27 protein-coding genes and 1 pseudogene are annotated in these 22323 nt (G+C 60.1%); 5 read left to right on the top strand and 23 right to left on the bottom strand.

Annotated elements, in window-relative coordinates:
* Positions 1 to 4: 4 nt before the first annotated feature.
* Positions 5 to 475: a YehS family protein gene (locus tag RVM27_RS16155; RefSeq protein ID WP_498956999.1), complete on the bottom strand. Its 471-nt coding sequence runs from the start codon at positions 473 to 475 to the stop codon at positions 5 to 7.
* Positions 476 to 483: 8 nt separating this feature from the next.
* Positions 484 to 906, bottom strand: a complete 423-nt coding sequence (locus RVM27_RS16150) for a Replicative DNA helicase (RefSeq protein WP_081138882.1) — start codon at positions 904 to 906, stop codon at positions 484 to 486.
* A gap of 194 nt (positions 907 to 1100) precedes the next feature.
* Between RVM27_RS16150 and RVM27_RS16145 the strand changes: the two genes are divergently transcribed.
* A complete protein-coding gene (locus RVM27_RS16145) occupies positions 1101 to 2297 on the top strand; it encodes a DEAD/DEAH box helicase (RefSeq protein WP_062374603.1) in 1197 nt (398 codons plus the stop codon).
* Positions 2298 to 2347: 50 nt separating this feature from the next.
* Here RVM27_RS16145 and rho read toward each other — a convergent pair whose 3' ends face one another.
* Entirely contained in the window at positions 2348 to 3322 is a 975-nt protein-coding gene (gene rho, locus RVM27_RS16140; protein ID WP_498956998.1) for a transcription termination factor Rho, read from the bottom strand.
* A gap of 68 nt (positions 3323 to 3390) precedes the next feature.
* On the bottom strand, positions 3391 to 4728 hold the full coding sequence (locus tag RVM27_RS16135) for an aminotransferase-like domain-containing protein (protein ID WP_498956997.1): 1338 nt from the start codon (positions 4726 to 4728) through the stop codon (positions 3391 to 3393).
* A gap of 85 nt (positions 4729 to 4813) precedes the next feature.
* Between RVM27_RS16135 and RVM27_RS16130 the strand changes: the two genes are divergently transcribed.
* The gene (locus RVM27_RS16130) at positions 4814 to 5455 is read left to right on the top strand and encodes a type 1 glutamine amidotransferase family protein (RefSeq protein WP_498956996.1); all 642 of its coding nucleotides are present in this window, start codon (positions 4814 to 4816) and stop codon (positions 5453 to 5455) included.
* 51 nt (positions 5456 to 5506) lie between these two features.
* Here RVM27_RS16130 and RVM27_RS16125 read toward each other — a convergent pair whose 3' ends face one another.
* The 4 genes and pseudogenes from RVM27_RS16125 to RVM27_RS16110 all read right to left on the bottom strand — a co-directional run bounded on the left by RVM27_RS16125 (position 5507) and on the right by RVM27_RS16110 (position 7317).
* The gene (locus tag RVM27_RS16125) at positions 5507 to 6097 is read right to left on the bottom strand and encodes a class I SAM-dependent methyltransferase (RefSeq protein ID WP_498956995.1); all 591 of its coding nucleotides are present in this window, start codon (positions 6095 to 6097) and stop codon (positions 5507 to 5509) included.
* Between the two features lie 58 nt (positions 6098 to 6155).
* Positions 6156 to 6614 (bottom strand): hypothetical protein, encoded by a 459-nt coding sequence (locus RVM27_RS16120; protein ID WP_139788441.1) that lies wholly within the window; start codon positions 6612 to 6614, stop codon positions 6156 to 6158.
* A gap of 201 nt (positions 6615 to 6815) precedes the next feature.
* A pseudogene (locus RVM27_RS16115) lies at positions 6816 to 7078 on the bottom strand (Txe/YoeB family addiction module toxin).
* Positions 7075 to 7317 (bottom strand): type II toxin-antitoxin system Phd/YefM family antitoxin, encoded by a 243-nt coding sequence (locus tag RVM27_RS16110; RefSeq protein WP_498956994.1) that lies wholly within the window; start codon positions 7315 to 7317, stop codon positions 7075 to 7077. The pseudogene RVM27_RS16115 and the gene RVM27_RS16110 overlap by 4 nt, the downstream one beginning before the upstream one ends.
* 177 nt (positions 7318 to 7494) lie before the next feature.
* Between RVM27_RS16110 and RVM27_RS16105 the strand changes: the two genes are divergently transcribed.
* Positions 7495 to 7734: a type II toxin-antitoxin system ParD family antitoxin gene (locus tag RVM27_RS16105; protein WP_016914150.1), complete on the top strand. Its 240-nt coding sequence runs from the start codon at positions 7495 to 7497 to the stop codon at positions 7732 to 7734.
* Complete coding sequence (locus RVM27_RS16100; RefSeq protein ID WP_498956993.1) at positions 7734 to 8027, top strand: type II toxin-antitoxin system RelE/ParE family toxin; 294 nt, start codon at positions 7734 to 7736, stop codon at positions 8025 to 8027. Before RVM27_RS16105 ends, RVM27_RS16100 begins: the two co-directional genes overlap by 1 nt.
* A gap of 66 nt (positions 8028 to 8093) precedes the next feature.
* Here RVM27_RS16100 and RVM27_RS16095 read toward each other — a convergent pair whose 3' ends face one another.
* From RVM27_RS16095 to RVM27_RS16085, 3 genes are all read right to left on the bottom strand, one after another.
* The gene (locus RVM27_RS16095) at positions 8094 to 8393 is read right to left on the bottom strand and encodes a type II toxin-antitoxin system RelE/ParE family toxin (RefSeq protein WP_086904840.1); all 300 of its coding nucleotides are present in this window, start codon (positions 8391 to 8393) and stop codon (positions 8094 to 8096) included.
* A complete protein-coding gene (locus tag RVM27_RS16090; protein ID WP_086904841.1) occupies positions 8394 to 8663 on the bottom strand; it encodes a type II toxin-antitoxin system Phd/YefM family antitoxin in 270 nt (89 codons plus the stop codon).
* 141 nt (positions 8664 to 8804) lie between these two features.
* Positions 8805 to 9026 carry a DUF1643 domain-containing protein gene (locus RVM27_RS16085; RefSeq protein ID WP_498956992.1) on the bottom strand — a complete coding sequence of 74 codons (222 nt, stop codon included), beginning with the start codon at positions 9024 to 9026 and terminating at the stop codon, positions 8805 to 8807.
* 12 nt (positions 9027 to 9038) lie between these two features.
* Between RVM27_RS16085 and RVM27_RS16080 the strand changes: the two genes are divergently transcribed.
* Entirely contained in the window at positions 9039 to 10400 is a 1362-nt protein-coding gene (locus RVM27_RS16080; RefSeq protein ID WP_498956793.1) for an IS1380 family transposase, read from the top strand.
* A gap of 171 nt (positions 10401 to 10571) precedes the next feature.
* Here RVM27_RS16080 and RVM27_RS16075 read toward each other — a convergent pair whose 3' ends face one another.
* The 12 genes from RVM27_RS16075 to RVM27_RS16020 all read right to left on the bottom strand — a co-directional run bounded on the left by RVM27_RS16075 (position 10572) and on the right by RVM27_RS16020 (position 22301).
* A complete protein-coding gene (locus RVM27_RS16075; RefSeq protein ID WP_498956991.1) occupies positions 10572 to 10814 on the bottom strand; it encodes a hypothetical protein in 243 nt (80 codons plus the stop codon).
* A gap of 111 nt (positions 10815 to 10925) precedes the next feature.
* Entirely contained in the window at positions 10926 to 11543 is a 618-nt protein-coding gene (locus tag RVM27_RS16070) for a hypothetical protein (protein ID WP_498956990.1), read from the bottom strand.
* Positions 11544 to 11653: 110 nt separating this feature from the next.
* Entirely contained in the window at positions 11654 to 12343 is a 690-nt protein-coding gene (locus RVM27_RS16065) for a VIT1/CCC1 transporter family protein (RefSeq protein ID WP_020742832.1), read from the bottom strand.
* Positions 12344 to 12687: 344 nt separating this feature from the next.
* Positions 12688 to 13839, bottom strand: a complete 1152-nt coding sequence (locus RVM27_RS16060; RefSeq protein ID WP_498938785.1) for an IS91 family transposase — start codon at positions 13837 to 13839, stop codon at positions 12688 to 12690.
* Positions 13832 to 14689 carry a tyrosine-type recombinase/integrase gene (locus tag RVM27_RS16055; RefSeq protein WP_213262753.1) on the bottom strand — a complete coding sequence of 286 codons (858 nt, stop codon included), beginning with the start codon at positions 14687 to 14689 and terminating at the stop codon, positions 13832 to 13834. Before RVM27_RS16055 ends, RVM27_RS16060 begins: the two co-directional genes overlap by 8 nt.
* 635 nt (positions 14690 to 15324) lie before the next feature.
* Complete coding sequence (gene cobO / locus RVM27_RS16050) at positions 15325 to 15936, bottom strand: cob(I)yrinic acid a,c-diamide adenosyltransferase (RefSeq protein WP_096922788.1); 612 nt, start codon at positions 15934 to 15936, stop codon at positions 15325 to 15327.
* Between the two features lie 33 nt (positions 15937 to 15969).
* A complete protein-coding gene (locus RVM27_RS16045; RefSeq protein ID WP_016914164.1) occupies positions 15970 to 16410 on the bottom strand; it encodes a YtoQ family protein in 441 nt (146 codons plus the stop codon).
* Between the two features lie 106 nt (positions 16411 to 16516).
* Positions 16517 to 17827 carry a hydrogenobyrinic/cobyrinic acid a,c-diamide synthase gene (locus RVM27_RS16040; RefSeq protein WP_498956989.1) on the bottom strand — a complete coding sequence of 437 codons (1311 nt, stop codon included), beginning with the start codon at positions 17825 to 17827 and terminating at the stop codon, positions 16517 to 16519.
* A 14-nt stretch (positions 17828 to 17841) separates the two neighbouring features.
* The gene (locus RVM27_RS16035; protein ID WP_498956988.1) at positions 17842 to 18630 is read right to left on the bottom strand and encodes an ABC transporter ATP-binding protein; all 789 of its coding nucleotides are present in this window, start codon (positions 18628 to 18630) and stop codon (positions 17842 to 17844) included.
* A complete protein-coding gene (locus RVM27_RS16030) occupies positions 18630 to 19601 on the bottom strand; it encodes a FecCD family ABC transporter permease (protein ID WP_498956987.1) in 972 nt (323 codons plus the stop codon). Before RVM27_RS16030 ends, RVM27_RS16035 begins: the two co-directional genes overlap by 1 nt.
* The gene (locus RVM27_RS16025) at positions 19601 to 20518 is read right to left on the bottom strand and encodes a cobalamin-binding protein (protein WP_498956986.1); all 918 of its coding nucleotides are present in this window, start codon (positions 20516 to 20518) and stop codon (positions 19601 to 19603) included. The genes RVM27_RS16030 and RVM27_RS16025 overlap by 1 nt, the downstream gene beginning before the upstream one ends.
* Positions 20499 to 22301 carry a TonB-dependent receptor family protein gene (locus tag RVM27_RS16020; protein ID WP_498956985.1) on the bottom strand — a complete coding sequence of 601 codons (1803 nt, stop codon included), beginning with the start codon at positions 22299 to 22301 and terminating at the stop codon, positions 20499 to 20501. Before RVM27_RS16020 ends, RVM27_RS16025 begins: the two co-directional genes overlap by 20 nt.
* Between the last annotated feature and the right edge of the window lie 22 nt (positions 22302 to 22323).

Below are 22323 nucleotides of genomic sequence, written 5' to 3'. Positions count from 1 at the left end.
GGCGTCAGTTCTCCTGGCTGGGGCGCTGCTGTTGCTGCACGCCCATCAGGAAGTTGCGCAGCATCTGGTCCTTGCACTCGCGGTAATTCTTGTGGCTTGGCTTGCGGAAGAACGCGCTCAGCTCGTGGGGGCTGAGCGGTAGCCCCACCTGCTCGAACACCGCCAGCACGTCTTCGGCCTTCATGTTCAGCGCAATACGCAGCTTCTGGAACACCATGTTGTTGTTCAGCTGGGTTTCCGGCGCAGGCACCGGGCCTTCGCGCTTGCCGCGCTTGAAGCTGATGAAGCCATTCAAAAACGCCGCCAGCTCCCGGTTCTTCATGGGCACCAGCGCTTCGTCCTCATCCTTCTTCAGCCAGGCCGTTACCTGGGCAGGCGTCACGTCCACCTCTGCCAAGGCGAAGATATTGACGATGGTGGCCTCCTTCAAATCGAAGGCATAGCGAATACGGCGAAAAATATCGTTATTGGTCAAGGGGACTCCTAACCGTTGGTGAGCGTGGCCAGCAGCTCGTCGATCTCTGCTTTCAGCTCGTTATCTTCAATCGTTTGGGCGCTGGCCTGGGCGCGCTGCAAGCTTTCGATGGCGGCCTGGGGCTCGCCCAGCTCCACCTGCAGGGTGGCCATGGAAAAGCCAATCGAGGCCAGATGGTCGTTCGACTGCTTGGCCACCGCCTTGTCCAGCGCCTTTTGGTAGATCGGCAGCGCGTCTTCCAGCTCTTCGGTGAAGTCGGCCAGGGTTTCCCACTGCTCGGGGTGGTCTTTTTCGGTGTTCTCATGCTCGGTGCAGATCGCCTGCAGCTCGGCGTAAAGCGCTTCAAAGGTGGCGCGGTCATCCTTGGACGCGGCCTTCATCAGCTTTTCGGCCAGCTCGTACACCGCCTTGTAAATTTTCGTGTTGATCATCAAACCACGACCTTATCGACGTAAAACAGCAGGCTAAAGCACACAGGCTTCGCCGGGAAGGGGGCATTATACCTTGTGTGAGGCGGGGTACGGTGACGCGGCGGGCAATATTCGAGCAACGGCGGGCCGATTTTACGCTATGCTGCACCACTTTTTACGTTCGACCCACCTACGACTCGCTGTCAGGGCCCCTTATGCCTTTTTCTACACTCGGTTTATCCACTCCCCTCGTTCAGGCGATTACCGAACTCGGTTACCAGACGCCCACGCCCATCCAGGAACAGGCCATTCCCGCCATTCTCTCGGGCAAGGACCTCATCGCCACCGCCCAAACCGGCACCGGCAAAACCGCCGCCTTCGTGCTGCCGCTGCTGGAGCGCTTCAGCAAGGCAGAAGCGCTGCGGGCCAAGCGCATCCGCGCGCTGATTCTGGTGCCCACTCGCGAGCTGGCGGTACAGGTCAACGCCAGCGTGGCGCAATACGCCAGGCATACCCAGCTCACCTCGATGGCCGCGTATGGCGGTGTGGATACCGCGCCCCAAAAGGAGCGTTTGATCGAAGGCGTGGACATTCTAGTGGCCACACCGGGCAGGCTGCTGGACCTGGCGCATCAGCGCGCCCTGCACTTCGACGAGCTGCAGGTCATGGTACTGGACGAAGCGGACAGAATGGTCGACATGGGCTTTGTGGATGATATTCACAAGATCATCGTGCGCCTGCCGGAACAGCGCCAGAACCTGCTGTTCACGGCCACCATGACCCAGGACGTTCGCGCCCTCGCCCGTAGTTTTTCAGACAGCAAGATGACCGACCTGGCCGCCAACATCGCCATCACCCCCAACGTTCGCGCCGCCGACACCATCGAACAGTGGCTGATCACGGTCGACAAGGACACCAAATCCGCCCTGCTCAGCCACCTGATCAACGAACAGGCCTGGGACCAGGCGCTGATCTTCGTCGAGAAGAAGCACAGCGCGGCCAAGCTGGTGGCCCAGTTGGAGAAACGCGGCATCGTCGCGGACTCCATCCATGGCGGCAGAAGCCAGGCCATGCGCGAAAAGATTCTGGCCCAGTTCAAAACCGGTGAGCTCAAGTACCTGGTAGCCACCGGCGTCGCGGCGCGGGGGCTGGATATCGGCGAGCTGAGCCGAGTGGTGAACTACGACTTACCCTTCCAGCCGGAAGAGTACATCCACCGCATTGGCCGCACCGGCCGCGCCGGGGCCTCCGGGGAAGCCATCTCGCTGGTGGACATCAGCGACTTCAAGAACCTGTGTGCCATCGAACGGCGCATGAACCAGCTCATCGAGCGCCGGGAAGTGGCAGAGTTTCCAGTCAAGAAGGCCGTCCCGGCCTCCAATTTGAAGCATGTGAAGAAAGGCAGCCGCTAGACGTTGCACGCAGCGTCGGCGAGCGATGGCCCGCAGGCAGGTGGCAGGCCTTACCCCTGAGCGGGTGAAAACGCCGCCAGCAGCTCGGCGTTGGTGGGGTACTTCTCCAGCAGCGCCAGCAGCTTCTGCGCGCCGTCGGTTGGCTTGAGCGGCGCCAAGGCTCTGCGCAGGCTGCGTACCTTTTCGATCTCGTGGGCCTCGATCAACAGCTCTTCGCGGCGGGTACTGCTTTTGGCAATATCGAGCGCCGGGAAGATGCGCTGGCTGGCCACCTCCCGCGACAGCACCAGCTCCATGTTGCCGGTGCCCTTGAACTCCTCGAAGATCACCTGATCCATGCGGCTTCCCGTCTCCACCAGCACGGTGGCCAGAATGGTCAGCGAGCCGCCGTTTTCGATGTTCCGTGCCGCACCGAACAGTTTGCGGGGGATTTCCAGCGCCCGGGTATCCAACCCGCCGGACATGGTACGGCCACTGCCCCGCTGCCCCGCATTGTGCACCCGGGAAAGCCGCGTCAATGAGTCGATCACGATCATCACATCGTGCCCTTCCCCGGCTTGCCTGCGCGCCGTTTGCAGCAGGTTATCGGCCACGCGCACATGGTGGGCGTAGCTTTCGTCAGACGACGAAGCGTGCACCTCGGCGGTCACGCTGCGCTTGAAATCGGTCACTTCCTCCGGGCGCTCATCGATCAACAGGGCATACAGCTTGATCTCGGGATACGCCGCCGCCACGGCCTGGCAGATATGCTTCAACAGGGTGGTTTTCCCCGCCCCCGGCGGCGCCACGATCAGCCCGCGCTGCCCCATGCCAATGGGCGTGATCAAATCCATCGCCCGCACGCTGTGCTCACGAACGCCATTGGCCAGATAAAGGCGCGGGGAAGGATGAATGGCCGTGCCGTTGAGAAAGCGCTTTTCGGGGTCGGTATGTGATTGCTCTTCGGGAGAGGAATCGGCCACTGTCTCGGCGGGCTTGGCCTCTAGGGGCCGTTTCGTTTTGAGGCTTAGGGTTTTGCGGGTCATGGTTGGAGCCGTCTTGTCAAAGTGAGGGTTCGTGGTTGGCCGTGTTCGTGGTGACTCGACGGCGGATGTTAAACGTAGGCATGGTATTCAACGACCTCCCTGACGGCACACAGCGCTTTTTCGAGCTGCTGAATATCTACCGATGCTAGCGCAAGACGGATGGCATGGGGCACCTGGGCTGCCGTTGAAAAGGGAGCTGCGGTCGATACACTGATGCCTTGTTGTAAAAGCGCACTTGCCACCCGGTCGGCACGCCCCTCTTCCAGCAAGGGCAGCCAAACGCAGTAAGACGCAGGGTGTGCCTGATAGCGCATGCCCTTGAATACCCGAGCCACCACCGCTTGCCGCTGTGCGGCATCCTCACGCTTTTGCTGTTCCAAACGCGCCACCGTACCCTCTAGCACCCATTGGCATACCATCGCCGTCATCACTGCTGGCGTGTTCCAGGTCGTCGCACGAATCGTGCGCTCTATCTCGGCAACCCATTGTGCAGGTGCCACCACATAGCCAACCCGCAAGCCGGTGGCCACGCTTTTGGAGAAACTCGACACGTATATCGTACGTTCGGGGGCAAGCTTGGCCAGCGGCGGAGGCGCCAGGGTCTCAAGAAACGCATAGGGAGCATCCTCGATGATCAGAAAATCGTGTTGCTCGGCCAAGCCAATGAGCTGATGCCGCCATGCCAGCCCCATTACCCACCCCATGGGGTTATGAACGGTGGGCTGAACATAGACTGCACGAACGCGGCGGCGCTGGCAAAGTCGCGCGAGTGCACACAAGTCGGTTCCTTCCACATTGGCGGGCACTGCTGCCAGTTCCAACCCTAAGCGATGCGCCAGGACACTAAAGCCTGGGTACGTGATGGCATCGACGGCGATCACATCACCCGGCTTGAATAGCGCCATGGCCGTGGTCGCCAAGCCATGCTGAGCACCATCGACCAGCAATAACCGTTCCGCAGCGACGTTTAGACCACTGCGCATCACGTGCTCGGCAACGATCTCTCTCTCATGCAGACGACCACCGTGGGGCTGGTAGTGGAGCAATGCACTCACATCACCTGATGAAGCGAGCTGGCTTAGCGTTGCGCGCAGCAGATCCGCCTGCCCCGCCACAGTGGGGTAATTGAAGCTGAGGTCTAGCAGGCCATCGACGACTTGCTGCTGGTCTACCCCCAGCCCCGGCGGCAGCGCAGTATCCCTCACAAACGTTCCTCGCCCCGTTTCTCCCACCACAAGCCCCATGGCTTCAAGCTCGGCGTATACCCGTGTTGCCGTGGCCAGCGCCAATCCGTACCGCTGGGCAAGTTGCCGGTGCGTAGGTAAGCGCGTGCCAGGGCGGTACTTTCCAGCACGAATCTCCAGCGCGAAGGCATCGACTACCTGTTTGTATCGGGCACGTGGCATGGGCATTGTATCCATGACAATAATTTGATTGTGATATATACCATGCCTAGCATGCGATACGTGACCCCACCAGGAGCTTCACCTCATGCATATCGCCATCCTTACCTTCGAAGGCTTCAACGAACTTGACTCATTGATCGCCCTGGGCATTTTGAATCGCATCAAACAGCCCGGCTGGCGCGTATCGCTCATGTGCCCGGAAGCCAAGGTGACATCGATGAATGGCGTTACCCTCCACGCCCAAGCCTCTTTCGCAGAGCTGGCAAGCGCCGATGCCGTCCTGATCGGTAGCGGCATCCATACCCGTGAGATTGCTGACAACGAGCACTTGATGGCCCAGCTTACGTTGAACCCCGACCAACAACTTTTGGGCGCACAGTGCTCGGGCACCTTGCTGCTCGCCAAACGCGGCCTTCTCGGGAACGTTCCTGCCTGTACCGATCTCACCACCCGCCCCTGGGTGATGGAAGCAGGCATCGAGGTATTGAATCAGCCGTTCTTTGCCAGCGGAAATATCGCCACTGCAGGTGGCTGCCTGGGCTCACAATACCTAGCCTGCTGGATGATAGCCCGTCTGGTGGGCATGGAGGCAGCCGAAGAAGCCATGCATTATGTGGCCCCTGTGGGGGAGAAAACAGAATACATCGAGCGCATGGTGCGCAATATCGGCCCATACCTTCCAGCGGCAGAAGCTTCGCCACGGATGGCCGCTCATCTGAGTGAATGATGGCGTGGTGTGATGGGCATGCCAAGGAAAAGACTACGCTACTGGCACAGATCACCGCTTCTGAAGGATCGCTGAATAAGTGTGCCAGTGCTCATTTTTGCCCATGAGCGTCATCCCTGCCCTGCTTTGTTCTTGAAGGATAATGACGTGATAGTCATCCGCAAATAGCGTGGACAGCGTAGCGGGCGTGTGGATGGTCAAATGGCGGCTTTCATCTTGTGCCCAGGTATCATCAGGCCCCATGAAATGGCCACAAAACATGCCCCCTGAGCTCAACGATTGAGTCAACCTGTGCCACACCGTTGTAAACACGTCAGGGTGACAAAAAAACAGGCTCATACACGCGGTGATCAAGGAAGCAGGCGGATACTCGAACTCATCAAAACGGGCCTGAGAGGTAAACAGCGATGACCCCAGATGCGCCTTGCCCGCTTCTTGTAAGCGCTCGATGGCCAGTGGGTGATGGTCAAACGCATGCACCCGATAACCGCGCTCCACCAAAAACAGGGCATTCCGCCCTGCTCCACAGCCCATATCAATGGCGGTCCTGGGCAGCTCGCCGGTTAGCCGCTCGACGGATTCACGTAGGTGCGGATAAAGATCCAGCTGCTTCGAGCGCTCATAATAAGTGCCGTGGTTCATTCTGCCCCTCCATATGCCAAGGATGCATGATCACGTGAATACCTCACGGCACCGTGCGTTACGACGACACATCGGCACCATAGGCTTTGCGATAGAACCAAAAGCTCATTAAAAGCGCCAGAATGTTCACCCCCACCAGAGTGGGAAACGAGTCATTCATGAACGAATACTGAAAACCACTGCCCAGCATGGCGTTATAGCCATAACTGATATTGCCTAAACCCACCCACACGGACAGGTAAGCACCCGAGCCAAAAAAGTAGCCCAGCACAGGCGTATTAAAAACAGGCACCTGTATTAGCCAAAACTTGAAATTGGCACGCGCTGCGTTCGGCTGCTTCTCTAACAATTGAATGCCGCACCAAATACCCCACGAAAACAACAGAATAAAACCAATACAAAACAGCCAGTCCAGAACATGCGATGACACCATCATGTAAGGCATCGTGGAAGATATACCAATACCTCCCCCCGCAATCGTCATAGCCCCCAATACGCGCCGCTTCCAATCGTTCATCTTCATCCTTAGCCAAACGTATAAGCACACTCAAATTAAGGGGGCTAATTAAACCATGAGACAGGTGGTAAAAAAAGTAGCTTTGGAAGCGGTTCTGGTATGCTACTGGGATTGTATCAGGGGTGATGTCAGACCTCTTACAAAAGGCCCAGCCAGTCGTTAATCAAGGCTAATACATCCGCACCAGCCTTTGATTATGCATTATTCGTAGTGGCTCCAGGCCTGAGAACTTTCACCACTCGCTCATCATCGAGCACTTGATAGACCAGTCGATGCTGAATATTGATGCGGCGTGAATAGGCCACCGCAACATCACCCACGAGCTTCTCAAACGGAGGCGGCTTGCGGTATAGGTCTTCGGCTACCAGCGCTAGCCGTTCCTGGGCTTTTGGTTTGAGGCCGCGGGAGGCTAGCTTCTTTGCATCTTGCTGGGCGTACCCGGTGTAAACCAACGTCCATGTCACCAGTCCAGCTCCTCATCGCATTCATCCAAGGGAGCAGCCATCCCCTCACGAATAGATTCCCGCATACCGGGTACGGAGAGCAGGTAAAGTGTTTCCTGAATGGCAGACCAGTCTTCCTCGGACACCAGCACGGCGTTGTTTCGCTTACCCATGATGACGATGGGCTGATGCGACTCGGCGGTCTCGTCGATCAACCGATACAGGTTGCTGCGCGCCTCGGTGGCTGTGATTCCGGTCATGACGCACCACTTTTATGTTCAACTTTTCACCAAGGTGTGCGTCTTTGGGTACGTACGTCAAGGCGGACGCTTTGTATGGCGCTGCAAGCAGTGGCGCGACTTTATCGCGTCGGCCTGCCTTGCCTTGTTATGGGTGCTTTGCCATGATATACCAATATTTGGTACAGGAGTTTCCCCATGGCTAGAAATACCAGCATTACACTCGGCCCCCATTTTGACGAGTTTATAGCCACTCAGGTTGAAAAGGGCCGCTATGGCTCGGTGAGCGAGGTGGTACGTGCCGGACTGCGTCTGCTTGAAGAAACGGAAAGTAAGCTTGAACGGCTCCAACGCCTCCTGGATGAAGGCGAACAGAGTGGAATCGCAGAGTATTCCCTTGAAAGCGTTATTACAGAACTGGACAACGAAGCTCACTGATGCGTCCATACCTGCTCACTACCTCTGCCCGAAAAGACGTTGTCGAGATAGGCCGCTTCACCACCGAAAAGTGGGGAAAGCGCCAACGCGATACATACCTCAGGCAGCTTGACGATGCTTTCAAGCGGCTCGCTCGCCAGCCTGATATTGGCCGCAATGCGGGTGACATAAAACCAGGGTACAAAAAGTTCAGTCAGGGCAGTCATGTTATCTTTTACAGAGCCGGTACGGAATCCAGGATCGTTGTCATCCGAATTCTCCATAACAGTATGGATGTGGAGCAGCATCTTTAACGCCCGCCATCACCGGTGACAAAACCGTAGCGAAGCGGAGGGTTTGGCGTCCGGTGCATGGCTTGGTTATGTTTCGTTTGCAGGTAACTCAAGCTGCCTCTCACTTCGCCAGACTCGTATGAGCACAACCTCTTTAGCTTGCCTGAGATAGACAACTCGAAATGGCGCGTGAATCAATTCGCGAATATGATCCAGGTTGAATTCAGGAACAATACGGCCAGCATCAGGGTGGAGCTGAAGCATTTCGCTATGCTCCAAGATCGCAGCCACGAAATCATCACCGATATGTGGAACATCCTGCTCTTTGTAATACTCTTGAATAGCCTGTAAGTCCTCAAGAGCGGACTGTGCGATGCGTAATTCCATTTACTTGATGCCCAACGTTTTCTTGGCGTCCTCCAACGATACGGTGTTGCCCTCGCGAACATCCATAAGCCCCTGCGCCACCGCCTTTACAAACCGCAATTCCTCTGCACTTTTCTCATAATCCTCGAGCCCCTGCACAACCGCTACGCCGCGGCCACGGCTGGTAAGCAGGATTGGGCGATGCGTGTCCTGTGCTCGACCAACCACCTTTCCGGGATTGATCTTCAGGTCTGATAGAGGAATGACATCCTCGGAAAATTTCACTTGCATAGTGGTTACCTAGCCAACAATTTAGTGCTATTAATAGCACCACTTAACAGGTGCGGTCAAGGAACATAACGCCGCCAGCACGCGCGGCTTTGTAGTGAAGGCGAAGCCGCAACGAAAAAGACGTCGCTGTGCCTGGCCTTGTTAAATGCTCAACTTGACCGGCACCAAGCTTGATTTCAAATATAAAGGATGCGCCGGTTCACCAGACTTATTGATTTTCAACGCCGACAGGTTAGGAATCATATTCTTGACCGACGTGGACCGACCGAGATAAGAACCATCACCTGAATCCGTGAGACCGGCCCCCGGAAGCACTTCTAACCCACTGACCTGCATGGCAATATAGCCATTATCGCCATTCACCCAGACAGTGCCATGCCCAACATAAAGTTCCGCGCCAGTTGCCGCACCCTCACCAGCCACGCCGGGCTGTCCATCATCGGGCAATGCTTCGAGATCGCTGGCGTCGACAGCATCGACAGCCGCTTCCCCACCACGCTGGGCATGCGCACCAGTGACGTGATCAAGAGCTACCTGGGCCTGCTGTGTCTGGGCATGAGCGACTATGACGCTGTCGAGAACTTCCGCCGCGACAAGCCCTTCCAACAACTGCTGACCCTGCAGAAGGTGCCGAGCGCGGCGACACTGCGACAGCGGCTGGAAAAACTTGCCGCCAACGACCTGCAGGCGCGCACCGCCACCTGGTCCACGACCCTGCTGTCACTGATCGAAGCACCGATCACCGCCGAGACGACGCACGTCTGCCTGGACATCGACACCTTCGTCATGGACAACAGCAACTCGAAGAAGGAAGGCGTCTCGCGGACCTACCAGAAGGTCGATGGCTACACCCCGATCGCCGCCTATCTGGGCAACGAAGGGTGGTGCCTGGGTCTGGAACTGCGGCCTGGCAAGCAGCACACCATGAAGGAGAGCAACGCCTTCCTGGAGCGGGTACTGCCTCGCGCCCAATGCTTGACCAAGCAACCGATCCTGTTACGCGAGGACAGCGGCTTCGACAGCCAGGCGCACCTGGCGCTTCTCGAACAGCAACGCCAGGTCTTTGCCGACGAGGGGCGCCGGCTCGACTATGTCGTCAAATGGAACCCGCGTGGCTCGGCCACGGCTGATCGAGATACCTGGCTGGCGGTGGCGGCGGACTACTGGGAAGAGCTGCGTCCTGGCAAGCGCCAGGCGCTGTGGTCGCAGACCGTCTCGATCCACGACGACAACAAGACCGAATACGTCGTCCAACGCGTGATGCGCCTGGTAGAGCGCACCGCCGATCGCGATGGCCAGTTGCTGCTCGAACCGGACTATGAGTTGGAAGGCTGGTGGACCAGCCTGGACGAGGCGCCGGAGGCGGTGATCAAACGCTACCAGGCGCATGCCACCCATGAGCAGTTTCACAGCGAGATCAAGACCGATCTCGACCTGGAGCGCTTGCCGTCCGGCAAGTTCGCCACCAACGATCTGATCCTGCATCTCGCCCAGTTGGCCTACAACATCCTGCGCCTGATGGGACAGCTGGGCATGACCGGCGAGCTGAGCCCGGTTCGCCACCCGGCCAAGCGGCGCCGGCTGCGCACCGTGCTACAAGAGCTGGTGCACCGTGCGGCTCTCGTGATTCACAAGGCACGGCAGATCATCCTCGACTTCGGGCAGGATATCGGGCGCATGACGGTGCTCAAGACGCTGCGGAGCCGAGTGCGTTATCCACGAGGAACGCCATGCTGACCGTCAATCGGCGACACTCTATCCACAAGCAGTTCCAAGCGACACGCGATCGCCAGATATGTCGTGCCTGGCGGGTGGAAAGGCATGACAAAACGGGCCGTCAGCACCGATCAGCACGGTGGGTTTTGGCAATAACGGGCTTGCGAAAGCCAACTTGCACGGGGCGAATGATCAAAAAGTGCTCGCTGGCGGTGATAGGGAAAGTGTCGGCGCCGGCTTCACGGATTCAGGAACTAAAGATTCATCAACTGAATTCAAATTAAGAGCTGTAGCCAGATAGTCAGCAATTTTTGGTCTATCCACCACAGCAATGTCATTAACCGATATCGTTGCCAGCTCTTTGTTCAGCTTCTCAGCTTGAGCAGCAGTCATGATCTCACCATCCTGCATGGACAAGAATTGATCTATATTCATAGTATTCCTTTTCATAAGTGAGAATGCTTGGGATTGGAAGCCTAACGCCGCGCTTTGCGGCAATTTTGGAACCGCAAAGCGGTGGAGAAATTGTCCGGCAACAGCGCTTGGTTAGCCAGAAGTAAGCAGCGCCCCAGCATCTCGCAACTGGCCCCGCATCTTGGCGAGAATATCGTCCGTGAATTGCACAATTAACTGGCGATTGTGCTGATTGCCGTCGATTATGTCCTGAACTTCGCTATCGTCAATCCGCTGTGTGCTCCTGATCGATACAAGACCTTCTTTCCCCACTTTGTAGTCTGCAAAGGCTTGCATAGCATTAGTGATTTGATTGTAGTGGTCAGGCTCAATCAAAAGCGCGCTATTCTGAATTTGACGCTGAGCTTTTTCCAAGGCTCGAATAAAGTTCCGTAGATTTCGGTTTGTTGCTTCTGCCCATAACTGGTCGACCCAGCGCCGGAGTTCGACCAGTGAAACCCACAGATCATTGTAAATCTTGAATTGGCCTTCAAAGTACATCGAGAATACGAAATTACCTTTCTCTCGCTCTGATGCTAGTTCATTTTTTAACTTTTCAATTTCAGACTGATAGCGAAATCTGTCCTGTTCGAGAATGCGGTTGGCCCATACCTTCCCGAGCCATGAGGACAGACCGACAATAATTAACGCTGCTCCTCCAACCGAACCTATGACGGCTGCGGAAACGGCAAAGATATCTGAAAGATTCATAGTCCATCCGTACATTGGCTAACGCCGCGCTCTGCGGCAAATTTGAAGCGCAGCGGAGAATTTGTCCGACAGCAGCGCCTTGTTAGGCGAGAGAATGCACCGCCAGAAAATCATACGGCCACACCGAAGAGCGCACCGACCCCAGCCGTCAAAGCCATTGCCAGAGCCCCCCAAAACGTGACCCGAGAGGCGGCCTTAAGAACAGGAGCGCCGCCGACTTTCGCTGCTAATGAGCCTAGTAAGGCAAGGAACACCAATGAACTGCCAGGGACGACCCACATAAGTAACCACTCCGGAAACGATAGGACGACACATAAGGGAAGGGCCGCACCTACCGAGAATGTGCCTGCCGACGCCAATGCAGCCTGAATTGGACGGGCCGTAGAGACCTCTGAGATGCCAAGTTCATCGCGTGCATGTGCCCCAAGTGCATCCTGCTTCATCAGTTGACTTGCTACGCTGTCTGCGAGCGCCCGGTCTAACCCGCGCCTGACGTAAATCTCGGCAAGCTCCGCATGCTCTTGTTCAGGCGCATCAGCCAGCTCGGCTTTCTCTCTGGCAAGGTCGGCCCCCTCCGTATCGGCTTGAGAGCTGACTGACACGTACTCACCTGCTGCCATCGACATAGCACCTGCAACGAGACCAGCTACGCCTGCGACTAACAAAGCCTTGGAGTCCGCCCCTGCTGCTGCCACCCCCAAGACCAGGCTCGCAGTAGATACAATCCCGTCGTTTGCACCAAGAACCGCAGCACGAAGCCAACCGATTCGATCTGTTTTGTGTCTTTCAGAGTGTCTCATGCGAAGTCCAAATATAAGGTGAGCAGTAGCGCCTAACAGTGAAGCATTTATTCGCCGTGCGGAGCATGGCGAATAAATGCCTGTTGGACTAAGGCGCGTCCATCAGGCGGCTATTTAATAGGGAATTGTATTGACTGACAGGTGGCCTGAGGTGCCAAACGGCGCATTGGCAGGTCGGGGGGCACGCGCTCTGATCGTCCGTTTCGTCATTATGTCGACACTTCCAAATCCAATTTAACCCAATGTAGCGCGTCTGATGGCTAAAATCCATCATCGGGACGAGCTTATCCATGACTCGCTAGCGAGCCGGTTAGCCAGGTCTGTTGTTGTCGTAGGGCGTTACATCATGCTCGATAGTGTTGCTCCTTGTCGTTAGGCGGCTGATCATGGAGGGGGCGCTGGGGTGTGAGCGTCCCGATCATCCGTAAGGTGGGCTGCTTGCAGTGTGGACAGGTGTAGGTCGGCTCCGCATCGCTGGCGGCTGTATCGACATGGGGGGCCTGGTCAACCATCGCTAGCGCTCGACGGATCTGTACCAGACGTTGCCGTCGGCAGCGATTGGCCAGAAAGCCGTAATGCCGCACTCGCATCAGTCCCCTAGGCAGGACGTGGAGCAGGAAGCGACGCACGAACTCCTCGCCATCCAGAATGAGTTGCTTGTGTCGGTCGTGGTCGCGGTAATCCTTGTAACGTAGGGTCACTTGCTGGTCGTCTACGGCGAGGATACGTGCGTTGCTGATGGCGATCTGGCGCGTGTAGCGCGCCAGGTAGCGTACTACCGCCTGGGTGTGTTCAAGGCAGTCCTTGCTGTCAACCACCCAGTCAGTGGCCATCAGTGTGTTCAATTGAGCATCGACATCGCCGGGCCGGGTAACCCGGTGGAGATCGCCAGCATGGGCGGCCTTGCGCAGAGCGCTCACCATGTGCCCACGGAAGTGGCGTGACAGGGCCCGCACGGGGAACAAGTAGTTGCTTCGCGCTTCATGCCACTTGCCATCGTCACTCAAGGCACCGCCTGGAACCAGACAATGCAGATGCACATGCTGGCTCAGGTTCTGGCCCCAGGTGTGAAGCACCGCGATCATGCCCATTTCGCCGTTGAGGCGTTTTGGGTCTCGTGCAAACGTGCACAGCGTTTGCCAGGCACTCTGGAACAGCAATCGGTGAATCACCTCGGGATGAAGCTGAACCCAGCCATTAAGACTGTGCGGTAGCGTGAATACGACGTGGTAATAGCGCACCGGCAGCATATTGGCCTGCTGACGCTCAGCCCATTGCGCCATGGCGCGGCCCTGACACTGTGGACAGTGACGATCACGACAGCCAAAGTAGCGTGGCTGTACATGAGCGCAGTCAGAGCACTGTAAGACCATCCCACCCATCGCCTTCGTTCGGCAGGCCAGCAGATGGGTACACACCCGTTGGCGCTGGCGATCAAGACCGCTTGGGTCGAGAAAGCGGGTCAATGCCTGTTGCAAGGTAGCGGCCTTAGTCATGGCTCACCTCCAGGGCGGCCACCAGGTCAATATGACACTGATCTCCCCCTTGCTGGTTCGGTAGCCAGTGCAGGTAGCGCATCGTCGACTGGAGGTTACGGTGGCCCAGTAGTCGCTGGAGCTGATGGACGGGCAGGCCTTGCTCCAGAACATGGGTGGCATAGGCATGGCGCAGACTATGGATGCCACCCACCCGCTCGACCCCGGCCAGACGCTTGGCCTGGGTAAAGGCCTTCTGTGGCGCACTGGCGTGCAGGGCTTGATCGGGAAACAGAGCGCTCGGGAACAGCCATGTGACTGGCCGATAGGCGCGCCAGTAATCGCGCAAGCGATCAAGCAGGGTCACGGGTAGTAACACCATACGATCCTTGCCGCCCTTGCCCTGCGTCACACGGAGTTGGTAACGCTGGCTGTCGATGTCACTAACTCGCAGGTGGCAGACCTCGGTCACACGCAATCCGCAGCCATAGCACAGTTCGAGCATCATGCGATGCTTGGCGTTTTGGCAGGCGGCCAGGATCCGCCGAACCTCGTCGCGGGTCAGCAGTTCTGGAATCCGCTGCGGTTTTTTGGGGACGGTGAGCGGCACATCAAACGACGGCCACTGCAACACGTGCAAATACAGGAACCGCACGCCGTGCAGATAGACACGGCAACTGGCGGCAGACAAACCGCGCTCCTGAACCAGGTGATTGAAGAAGTGTTGCAGGTCGTCGGTACTCAACGTGTCTGGCGAACGGTGGAAATAACGTGCCAGATCAGTGACCACCATCAGGTAGGTATTGTGGGTACGTTGCGCAAAGCCACGCTGACGCATGGCCGCGATCATCTTCTGTCGCAGGGCAGTCATCGTCGTCACTCCTGTTGATTGACCCACGTGGGTCAATCAATAGTGTGGCCCGATGAGGCGAAAAACGTGATTCGTCAACAGCTACCGCGAAGCGGTTTAGTTCAACAGTGATTATACGCCCTTCCACATAACACTATTGAGCGCGCCAGCATGATTATTGATGTTATATAGCCACTCAAACAGGCATAAACCATTGTTTCTAAAAGACTATATCTGGCTCATGGCAGCATAACCAAAATTCGCGTGACCGCTGCTTTTTGCGATTTCATCATACTCTATTGATAAATTTGGCTTTGGTCACGCAGATTTTCGGAAAAATTGAGTTGGGTCAAGGGATGGAGTGGTTGAGGGAATGTGGCGGGTTCGGGGCGGCTGGGCGCCGCCTTCGCGCCGGGCCGCCGCTGCGGGTGCCTTCCTCGCTCGTTGCTCTCGCTCGGGCGTTACGCCGCGCTACGGGTGGGGTGAGGTTTGGTGGCTTGATCGTCGCGAGCTGAAGCTCCCTCCCACAAGGGCGGCTGGCGCCGCCTTCGCGGGTGCCTTCTTCGCTCGTTGCTCTCGCTCAGGCGTTACGCCGCGCTACAAGTTGCCATCGACCATTTGCATTGCCGTTACCCCCTTGCGCGTTTCTCCTCACTTCAAAGCTCGATGCCTTTTTGGGCTTTGATGCCTTGATCTTTGAAGGCGTGTTTGACGACTTTCATTTCGGTGACGGTGTCGGCGAGGTCGATGAGGGGCTGGGGGGCGTAGCGGCCGGTGACGATGGCGTGTTGCATGGGGGGGCGGGCTTGCAGGTCGTCGAGGACCTGGTCCAGGTCGAGGTACTCGTAGCGCAGGGCGATGTTGAGTTCGTCGAGCAGTACCATGTGGTAGCTGTCGTCTTGCAGCATGCGCTTGGCTTGTGCCCAGGCGGCGTTGGCGGCGGCGACGTCGCGTTCGCGGTCCTGGGTGTCCCAGGTGTAGCCTTCGCCCATGACGTGGTAGTCCACGTTGGGCAGGTTGCGGAAGAAGGCTTCTTCGCCGGTGCTGAACGCGCCCTTGATGAACTGCACCACGCCTACCTTCATGCCGTGGCCCAGGGCGCGGGCGAGCATGCCAAAACCGGAGCTGCTTTTGCCTTTGCCGGGGCCGGTGAGCACCAGCAAAATGCCCTGCTCTTTGTCGGCGCGGGCGATGCGCTCGTTCATGATTTTCTGCTTGGCCGCCATGCGCTGGGCATGGCGTTCCGGGGTTTTGGCATTTTCGCGCATGGGGGCTCCTTGGGGTGTTTTACCTTTTACGTTTTATGCTTTCAGTACGTAGCGCAGGGTTTCCACGACCTGATCGGTGGTGGTGCACCAGGCTTGGGCCTGGGCGTCGACTTCTTTCAGCGGGTGAACGATCTCTTCGCTGTGCAGCGTGATGTAGGGCTTGGCCAGGGCTGCGCAGTAGCCTGCATCGAAGGCGGCGTTCCACTGCTTGTACTTGTCGCCGAAGCGCACCACCACCAGATCGGCTTGTTCGATCAGGGTGCGGGTGCGGATGGCGTTCACTTTGGAAGACTGGTGGTCACGCCAGAAGCCGTTGTCCGGCTTGCCCAGGTGGTCGCCAGCGGCATCGGAGGCGTCGTGGTCGGTCACCGGGGCGGTGAAGACCACGTCCAGGCCTGCGGCTTCTGCGCCGCGCTGGATCTCTTCGCGCCAGTCGGTGTGAATCTCGCCGGAAAGGTAGACGTAAAAGCTCATGGTGGCTCCTTGGGGTTGGGGAGTGTGTGCCGCTCTATCATAGCCCACTGGGCTTTATGGAAAAACCTTCCATATTTGATTTGCGGCGACCCGCCTCCCCTGCCCGTTACGCGGTGGGCTGCAGTGCCTGGCCGGTGAAAATGTCCGCCACCAGCCTGGGCGCGGAGGGAAAGTAGCCGTGGAAGTAGCTGGCCACCAGCGCGCCCTCGATGTAGATCGGTTCGGCTTCGCTGCCTGCCAGCTTGCGGGTGCGGGCCAGCGGCTTCAGGGAGGTGTCCAGCAGCGAGTGGTGGTAGGTGTGGCCACGCAGTTCGCCGCGTTGGGTGTGCAGGCTTTGCAGCCCAAGCGCAGTGAGCTTTCCGGCCATTCTGGCGGTGCCGGGCAGTAGCCCCAGCATGGCGTGGCCGTTGCCGTCGCCATCTACCAATTGCTCTACGCAGTTCATCAGCCCGCCGCACTCGGCCAGTATGGGCTTGCCTGCCCAGTGGTGGGCGCGAATGGCGTCGTGCATGGGCTGGTTGGCGCTGAAGCGGGCGGCGTGGAGTTCCGGGTAGCCGCCGGGCAGCCACAGGGCATCGCACTCTGGCAGCGCTGCGTCATTGAGCGGCGAGAAGAAGCGCAGCATGGCGCCCATCTCTTCGAGCACATCGAGATTGGCGCGGTAGAGAAACGCGAAGGCGTCGTCTTTGGCGATGGCGATACGCACGCCGCGCAGATGTGCCGGGACAGGTGTGGGGGCCTCAGCGCTGAGCGTGACCCGCTTGGGCAGGCGGCCCAGCCCGGCCTCTTCCAGCATTTTCGCGGCGGCATCCAGCTGGGCATCCAGGCCGCCCAGTTCGCTGGCTTGCACCAGGCCCAGATGGCGGTCGGGAATCTGCATGGCCTCGTGGCGGGGAATGGCCCCCAGCAGGGCAATGCCTTCCGGCATGCTCTCGGCCAGCAGTTTGCCGTGGCCGGGGCTGCCCACGCGGTTGGCGATCACTTCGTGAATGGCGAGATCCGGGTGGTAGTTGGCCAGGCCCTGGGCCACCGCGCCGAAGGTTTGCGCCATGCCCCAGGCATCGATGACCGGCAGCGCGGGAATACCCGCCAGCATGGCCAGATCCGCGCTGGAGGGCGAGCCATCGAACAGCCCCATGGAGCCTTCCACCAGAATCACATCGGCTTCCTGAGCGGCTTTGGCCAGCCGCCAGCGGCACTCGTGCTCGCCGGTCATCCAGGGGTGAAGCTGGTACACCGGCTGGCCAGAGGCGACCTCTTGCACCATGGGGTCCAGGTAGTCGGGGCCGTGCTTGAACACCCGCACGGTGCGCCCGGCATTGCGGTGCAGCCGAGCCAGTGCCGCCGTCACCATGGATTTGCCCTGGCCGGAGCCGGGGGCGCTGATCAACGCGGCGTGTGCTTCACCTTGCAACATGTGGCTTCCTTGAATCATTCATGATCGGTCAATGGCGCTTGAATGGGCACGAACACCGGCGCGCCGTCCACCTCTACCGTGGCCAGCCGCTGGCGGTAGAGCCGCTCCAGCGCGCTGGGTACCAGCATGGTGTCCCGGGGGCCCCAGCAGGCTTCGCCGCTGGGGTATAGCAGCAGAATGTGGTCGCACCAACGGGCGGCCAGGTTGAGGTCGTGCAGGCACATCATCACCGCGCTGCCGTTTGCCGCCTGCTCGGCCATTAGCGCCATCACCGCGCTTTGGTGGTGCAAATCCAGGTGGTTGGTGGGTTCATCGGCCAGCCAGAGGCTGGGGGCCTGGGTCAGTACCGTGGCCACGGCCACCCGCTGGCGTTCGCCGCCGGAGAGCGTGTTCACCAGGCGGTCGCGCAGGTGGGCCACGTCCAGCGCGGCCAGCGCGGCCTCGGCGCGGGCGTAGTCGTAGGCGCCTTCCCGCTGCCACAATGAAAGGTAGGGGTGGCGGCCTATCAGCGCGGTCTCCAGTACCGTGGCGGGAAAGCCGTCCAGCCGCTCCTGAAACACCAGCCCCAGCCGCTGGGCCACTTGTCGCCTGCGCAGCTGGCCAAGCGGCGTGTCGCCCAGCAGCACCTGCCCCGAACGGGGGGCGTGAAGCCCGGCCAAAGTGTGCAGCAGCGTGGTCTTGCCTGCGCCGTTGGGGCCCAGCACGCCCCACACCTGCCCCGGCTCGATGGTGAGGTTCAGCGCGGTGCCTGAACGGCGCCCCGGCACGTCGATGATCAACTCCTGGGTGGCCAAGCGGGTCATCAGCGGCTCCGGTAGAGCAGAAAGAGGAACGTGGGCACGCCCAGCAGCGCGGTGATCACCCCCACGGGCAGCTGTTCCGGGGCAATCAGGGTGCGGGCCAGGGTGTCGGCCAGCACCAGCAGCGTGCCCCCGGCCAGGGCGCAGGCGGGCAGAATCAGCCGCTGGTCGTTGCCCAGCACCAGGCGCAGCATGTGCGGCACGATCAGCCCCACGAAGCCGATGCTGCCCGCGCTGGTCACGGCGGCGGCCGTGAGCAGGCTGGCGGCGATGTAGATGCTCCACTCCAGCGGACGCACATCGACCCCCAGCGCAGCCGCCTGCTGAGGGCCTCGGGCCAGTACGTTCAGGCTGCGCCCCAGCGGCACCAGCACCAGGCAGGTCATCAGCAGCAGGAGCAGCGGCGGCCAGGGGGTGCGGGAGTAGGAAAGGTCGCCCATCAGCCAGTAGAGCATGCCGGGCAGCCGCTCGGCGGGGCTCAGCGCCAGCATCAGGGTAATCACCGCGCCCCATCCGGCGGCCACCACCACGCCGGTCAGCAGCAGCCGGGAAGGAGTCCAGCCGCCCCGGCCATGGGCCAGGCCAAACACCAGCAGCGTCGATACCAGCGCCCCCACGAATGCAGAACCGGACACCAGCAGGCCGCCCAGGCCCGCCAACATGGCCGCCAGGGCACCAATGGAGGCGCCGCCGGAAAGCCCCAGCACGTAGGGGTCGGCCAGCGGGTTACGCAGCAGCACCTGCATCAGCGCCCCGGCCACGGCTAGCAGCCCGCCCACCGCAAAGGCCGAGAGCGCCCTTGGCAGGCGCAGCTCCACCACCAGGGTGCGCGCCAGCGCATCGCCCTGCCCCTGAACCACGCCCCAGAGCTGGGCCATGGAAAGCGAGGCGCTGCCCACCGTCAGCGAAAACAGCAGCGCCGCCACGGCCATCAGGGCCAGCAGGCCAAGGGGTGTCCAGCGGCGCAGCGGCATCAGGCGTCCTCGCGCTTCTGGCGCGCCTGGTCGAGTTTGTCGCACAGCAGCTGTGTGCCTTCCAGCAGTCGCGGAGTGGGCCGCTGGATCAGTGAAGGCGGTACGAAGTAGAGGTTCTCCTTGGCCACCGCATCAAGGTGGGGGTACTGCTCCCAGTGGGTCAGCCAGTGGCGGTTCTCTTCGCCCATGCCGCCCGCGATGATGGCTTCCGGGTTGGCGGCCAGCACGGCTTCGTCATCCAGTCTGGGCACCAGCCGTTCCAGGCTTCCAAACACGTTCTCGCCGCCGCACAGGGTCACCACCTGGCCAATCAGGTGTTCGTCACTGACGCCCATCAGCGGCTCGTCCCATACCTGGTAGAACGTGGGTACCGGGTCGCGTTCGCTATAGCGCACGGTGAGCGCGGCCATGCCGTCTCGGAACTCGCTGGCCGCCTGCCGCCCTATTGGCTCGGTACCGGCCAGCCGGGCGAGTCGTTCGATGGTATGGGCGACCGCTTCCACGCTGCGCGGCTCGATGTAGAACACCGGCATGCCCAGCGCTTCCAGGGTCTCCATCTGCTCGGCGGGGTTGCCGGTCACCCAGCCGATGACCAGGTCCGGCGCCAGCCCCACCAGCGCTTCCAGGTCGATGCGCGTGTGGCTGCCTACCGAGGCCACCTGTTTGGCTTCCGGGGGGTAGTCGCTGTAGCTCACCACCGCCACCACCTGATCCCCCGCCCCGGCGGCCCAGGTCAGCTCGGTGGCCCCCGGCGAGAGCGTGGCGATACGGTTGGCGGAGGCGTGCAGGCACACCTCCCGGTCGCGATCATCCACCGCGCAGCGCGAATGGTCATACCCCTGGGCGGCGGCCGCCATGAACGAAAACGCGAGGCCCAGGGCCCCGCGTGTCAGTGTGTCATTGGCCAAAGTGAACACTCAGGAACCCTGCCCGGCCAGCGTTGATGTAGTCGGCACCGTCGAAGGAGCGCGTGGTGATGTAGTCCTGGTCCAGTACGTTCTCCAACGTCACCCGAGCGCTCCACAGCGGCGCAAACTGCCAACCGGCGCGAAGATTCACCAGGCCGTAGCCACTCAGGCGGTCCTGATTGGCGGCATCCCGGAAGCGGTGGTTCTGGGCCAGCCAGGAGCCGCCCACCGACCACTCGCCCAGCTCACGGTCGACGTCCAGACGCAGGCTTTGAGAAGCGCGGTTTTGCAGGCGCATGCCGGTCAGGCGATTCTCCGGGTCGGTGTAGGTGAGCGCCGCCGCCAGCGTCCAGGCGTCGAGTTCGACCCCGGCGCTCAGCTCGGCTCCCCGAATACGGCTTTCCGGCACGTTGAACTGCAGCCCCTGCCCCGCAATCAGGTTGTCGATGTCGGTCTGGTACAGCGCCGCATCCCAGAACCACTGGGCATACTGGCCACGAACGCCTACTTCGAGGGTGTCTGACGTTTCCGCTTCCAGGTCGGGGTTGCCGAAGCCAGGGAAGTAGAGCTGGTTGTAGGTGGGCGCATTGAACGCCGTGCCGTAGCTGGCACGCAGGGTGTGCTGGTCATCCAGCTGGTAGCCCAGCCCCAGGCTGCCGGTCACTTCCTCGCCGTAGGATTCGTTATCGTCGAAGCGCAGGCTCGCCTGTACCAGCAGCGGGGAGAAGTCCAGCAGGGCCTGGGTGAACACGGCGGCATTGCTGCGGCTGGTTTCATCGTAGGCGGTGGTACTGTCTACCCGGTCTTCGCTGTACTCGGCTCCGGCCACCAGCTCATGGGCCCCAGCGGTGAAGGTGTTTTCCCAGCGGGCAGCGCGAATCTTGGTATTAAAGGCAGACTCGCTGAAGCCATCGAAGTTATCGCTTTCATCGCGGGATTCGCTGAGCGTCAGGCGGCTACGCCAGCTGTCTGTCAGCGGCAGCTCGCCATACACCCCGGCCACCTGCTGCACGAAGTCGTTCTCGCCGCCGTCGTATTCGTTGTGACCACGGGCACGCAGGGCCAGCACGCCCGCTTCGGCACCGTTATCGAAGGTGTGCGATACCCGCGCCAGCGCCGAGGTGTTGTCGTACCCCTTGTCGTCGCCATCGCGGCGCACGGGCTGGCCATCGGTGGTGAAGTGGCTACCGGCAAAGCTGTAGCGGGTGCCGCCTTCTCGGCCGCTGATCCCCGCGCTGAGCCGCTGGGTGTTGAACGAGCCACCGCCTGCGGAAATACGCGGCTGCGGGCCTTCCTCACGCCCTTCAGGGGTAAACAGTTGAATGACGCCGCCCATGGCATCGGCCCCGTAGAGGCTGCCACGGGGGCCGCGCACGACTTCGACGCGGTCGAACATGCGTGGTTCCAGGTACTGCCACGCCGCGCCGCCGCTGGTGGCCGAACGTAAGCGAATGCCGTCGATCAGCAGCACGTTCTGGGCGCTGCCGGTACCGCGCAGAAAGACGCTGCTGTTCTTGCCGAAGCTGCCATTGCTGGAAACGTCCACGCCCGGCTGGCCGCGCAGCAGGTCCGTGATGCTCACCGGGTCCTGGCGGCGAAGCGTCGCTTCATCCAGAACGGTGACCGAAGAGAGGCTTTCGTTGGCGGTACGCGGTGCCAGCGCTGCCGTCACGACGACAGGATTGAGCGTATCGTGACTGGCCGAGGCCTGCTGCGCCTGCGCATGAACGGCCATGGGCACGGCGGCCATGGCAAATGCCGCCAGCGTGGCGGTAGGATATAAACGTTGCATGATGGATCCCTTGCGCACTGTG

The organism is Halomonas sp. KM007 (genome assembly GCF_050709225.1).
Lineage (GTDB): Bacteria > Pseudomonadota > Gammaproteobacteria > Pseudomonadales > Halomonadaceae > Vreelandella > Vreelandella hamiltonii.
Note: the sequence above shows the minus strand (reverse complement) of the source record. Positions and strands in the feature narration are given on the sequence as shown.

Coding starts and splice junctions, on each gene's coding strand:
- RVM27_RS16150 (WP_081138882.1), bottom strand. CDS start 906: ATGATCAACACGAAAATTTACAAGGCGGTGTACGAGCTGGCCGAAAAG.
- RVM27_RS16145 (WP_062374603.1), top strand. CDS start 1,101: ATGCCTTTTTCTACACTCGGTTTATCCACTCCCCTCGTTCAGGCGATT.
- rho (WP_498956998.1), bottom strand. CDS start 3,322: ATGACCCGCAAAACCCTAAGCCTCAAAACGAAACGGCCCCTAGAGGCC.
- RVM27_RS16135 (WP_498956997.1), bottom strand. CDS start 4,728: ATGCCACGTGCCCGATACAAACAGGTAGTCGATGCCTTCGCGCTGGAG.
- RVM27_RS16130 (WP_498956996.1), top strand. CDS start 4,814: ATGCATATCGCCATCCTTACCTTCGAAGGCTTCAACGAACTTGACTCA.
- RVM27_RS16125 (WP_498956995.1), bottom strand. CDS start 6,097: ATGAACCACGGCACTTATTATGAGCGCTCGAAGCAGCTGGATCTTTAT.
- RVM27_RS16120 (WP_139788441.1), bottom strand. CDS start 6,614: ATGAACGATTGGAAGCGGCGCGTATTGGGGGCTATGACGATTGCGGGG.
- RVM27_RS16110 (WP_498956994.1), bottom strand. CDS start 7,317: ATGACCGGAATCACAGCCACCGAGGCGCGCAGCAACCTGTATCGGTTG.
- RVM27_RS16105 (WP_016914150.1), top strand. CDS start 7,495: ATGGCTAGAAATACCAGCATTACACTCGGCCCCCATTTTGACGAGTTT.
- RVM27_RS16100 (WP_498956993.1), top strand. CDS start 7,734: ATGCGTCCATACCTGCTCACTACCTCTGCCCGAAAAGACGTTGTCGAG.
- RVM27_RS16095 (WP_086904840.1), bottom strand. CDS start 8,393: ATGGAATTACGCATCGCACAGTCCGCTCTTGAGGACTTACAGGCTATT.
- RVM27_RS16090 (WP_086904841.1), bottom strand. CDS start 8,663: ATGCAAGTGAAATTTTCCGAGGATGTCATTCCTCTATCAGACCTGAAG.
- RVM27_RS16080 (WP_498956793.1), top strand. CDS start 9,039: ATGCCCAACATAAAGTTCCGCGCCAGTTGCCGCACCCTCACCAGCCAC.
- RVM27_RS16075 (WP_498956991.1), bottom strand. CDS start 10,814: ATGAATATAGATCAATTCTTGTCCATGCAGGATGGTGAGATCATGACT.
- RVM27_RS16070 (WP_498956990.1), bottom strand. CDS start 11,543: ATGAATCTTTCAGATATCTTTGCCGTTTCCGCAGCCGTCATAGGTTCG.
- RVM27_RS16065 (WP_020742832.1), bottom strand. CDS start 12,343: ATGAGACACTCTGAAAGACACAAAACAGATCGAATCGGTTGGCTTCGT.
- RVM27_RS16060 (WP_498938785.1), bottom strand. CDS start 13,839: ATGACTAAGGCCGCTACCTTGCAACAGGCATTGACCCGCTTTCTCGAC.
- RVM27_RS16055 (WP_213262753.1), bottom strand. CDS start 14,689: ATGACTGCCCTGCGACAGAAGATGATCGCGGCCATGCGTCAGCGTGGC.
- cobO (WP_096922788.1), bottom strand. CDS start 15,936: ATGCGCGAAAATGCCAAAACCCCGGAACGCCATGCCCAGCGCATGGCG.
- RVM27_RS16045 (WP_016914164.1), bottom strand. CDS start 16,410: ATGAGCTTTTACGTCTACCTTTCCGGCGAGATTCACACCGACTGGCGC.
- RVM27_RS16040 (WP_498956989.1), bottom strand. CDS start 17,827: ATGTTGCAAGGTGAAGCACACGCCGCGTTGATCAGCGCCCCCGGCTCC.
- RVM27_RS16035 (WP_498956988.1), bottom strand. CDS start 18,630: ATGACCCGCTTGGCCACCCAGGAGTTGATCATCGACGTGCCGGGGCGC.
- RVM27_RS16030 (WP_498956987.1), bottom strand. CDS start 19,601: ATGCCGCTGCGCCGCTGGACACCCCTTGGCCTGCTGGCCCTGATGGCC.
- RVM27_RS16020 (WP_498956985.1), bottom strand. CDS start 22,301: ATGCAACGTTTATATCCTACCGCCACGCTGGCGGCATTTGCCATGGCC.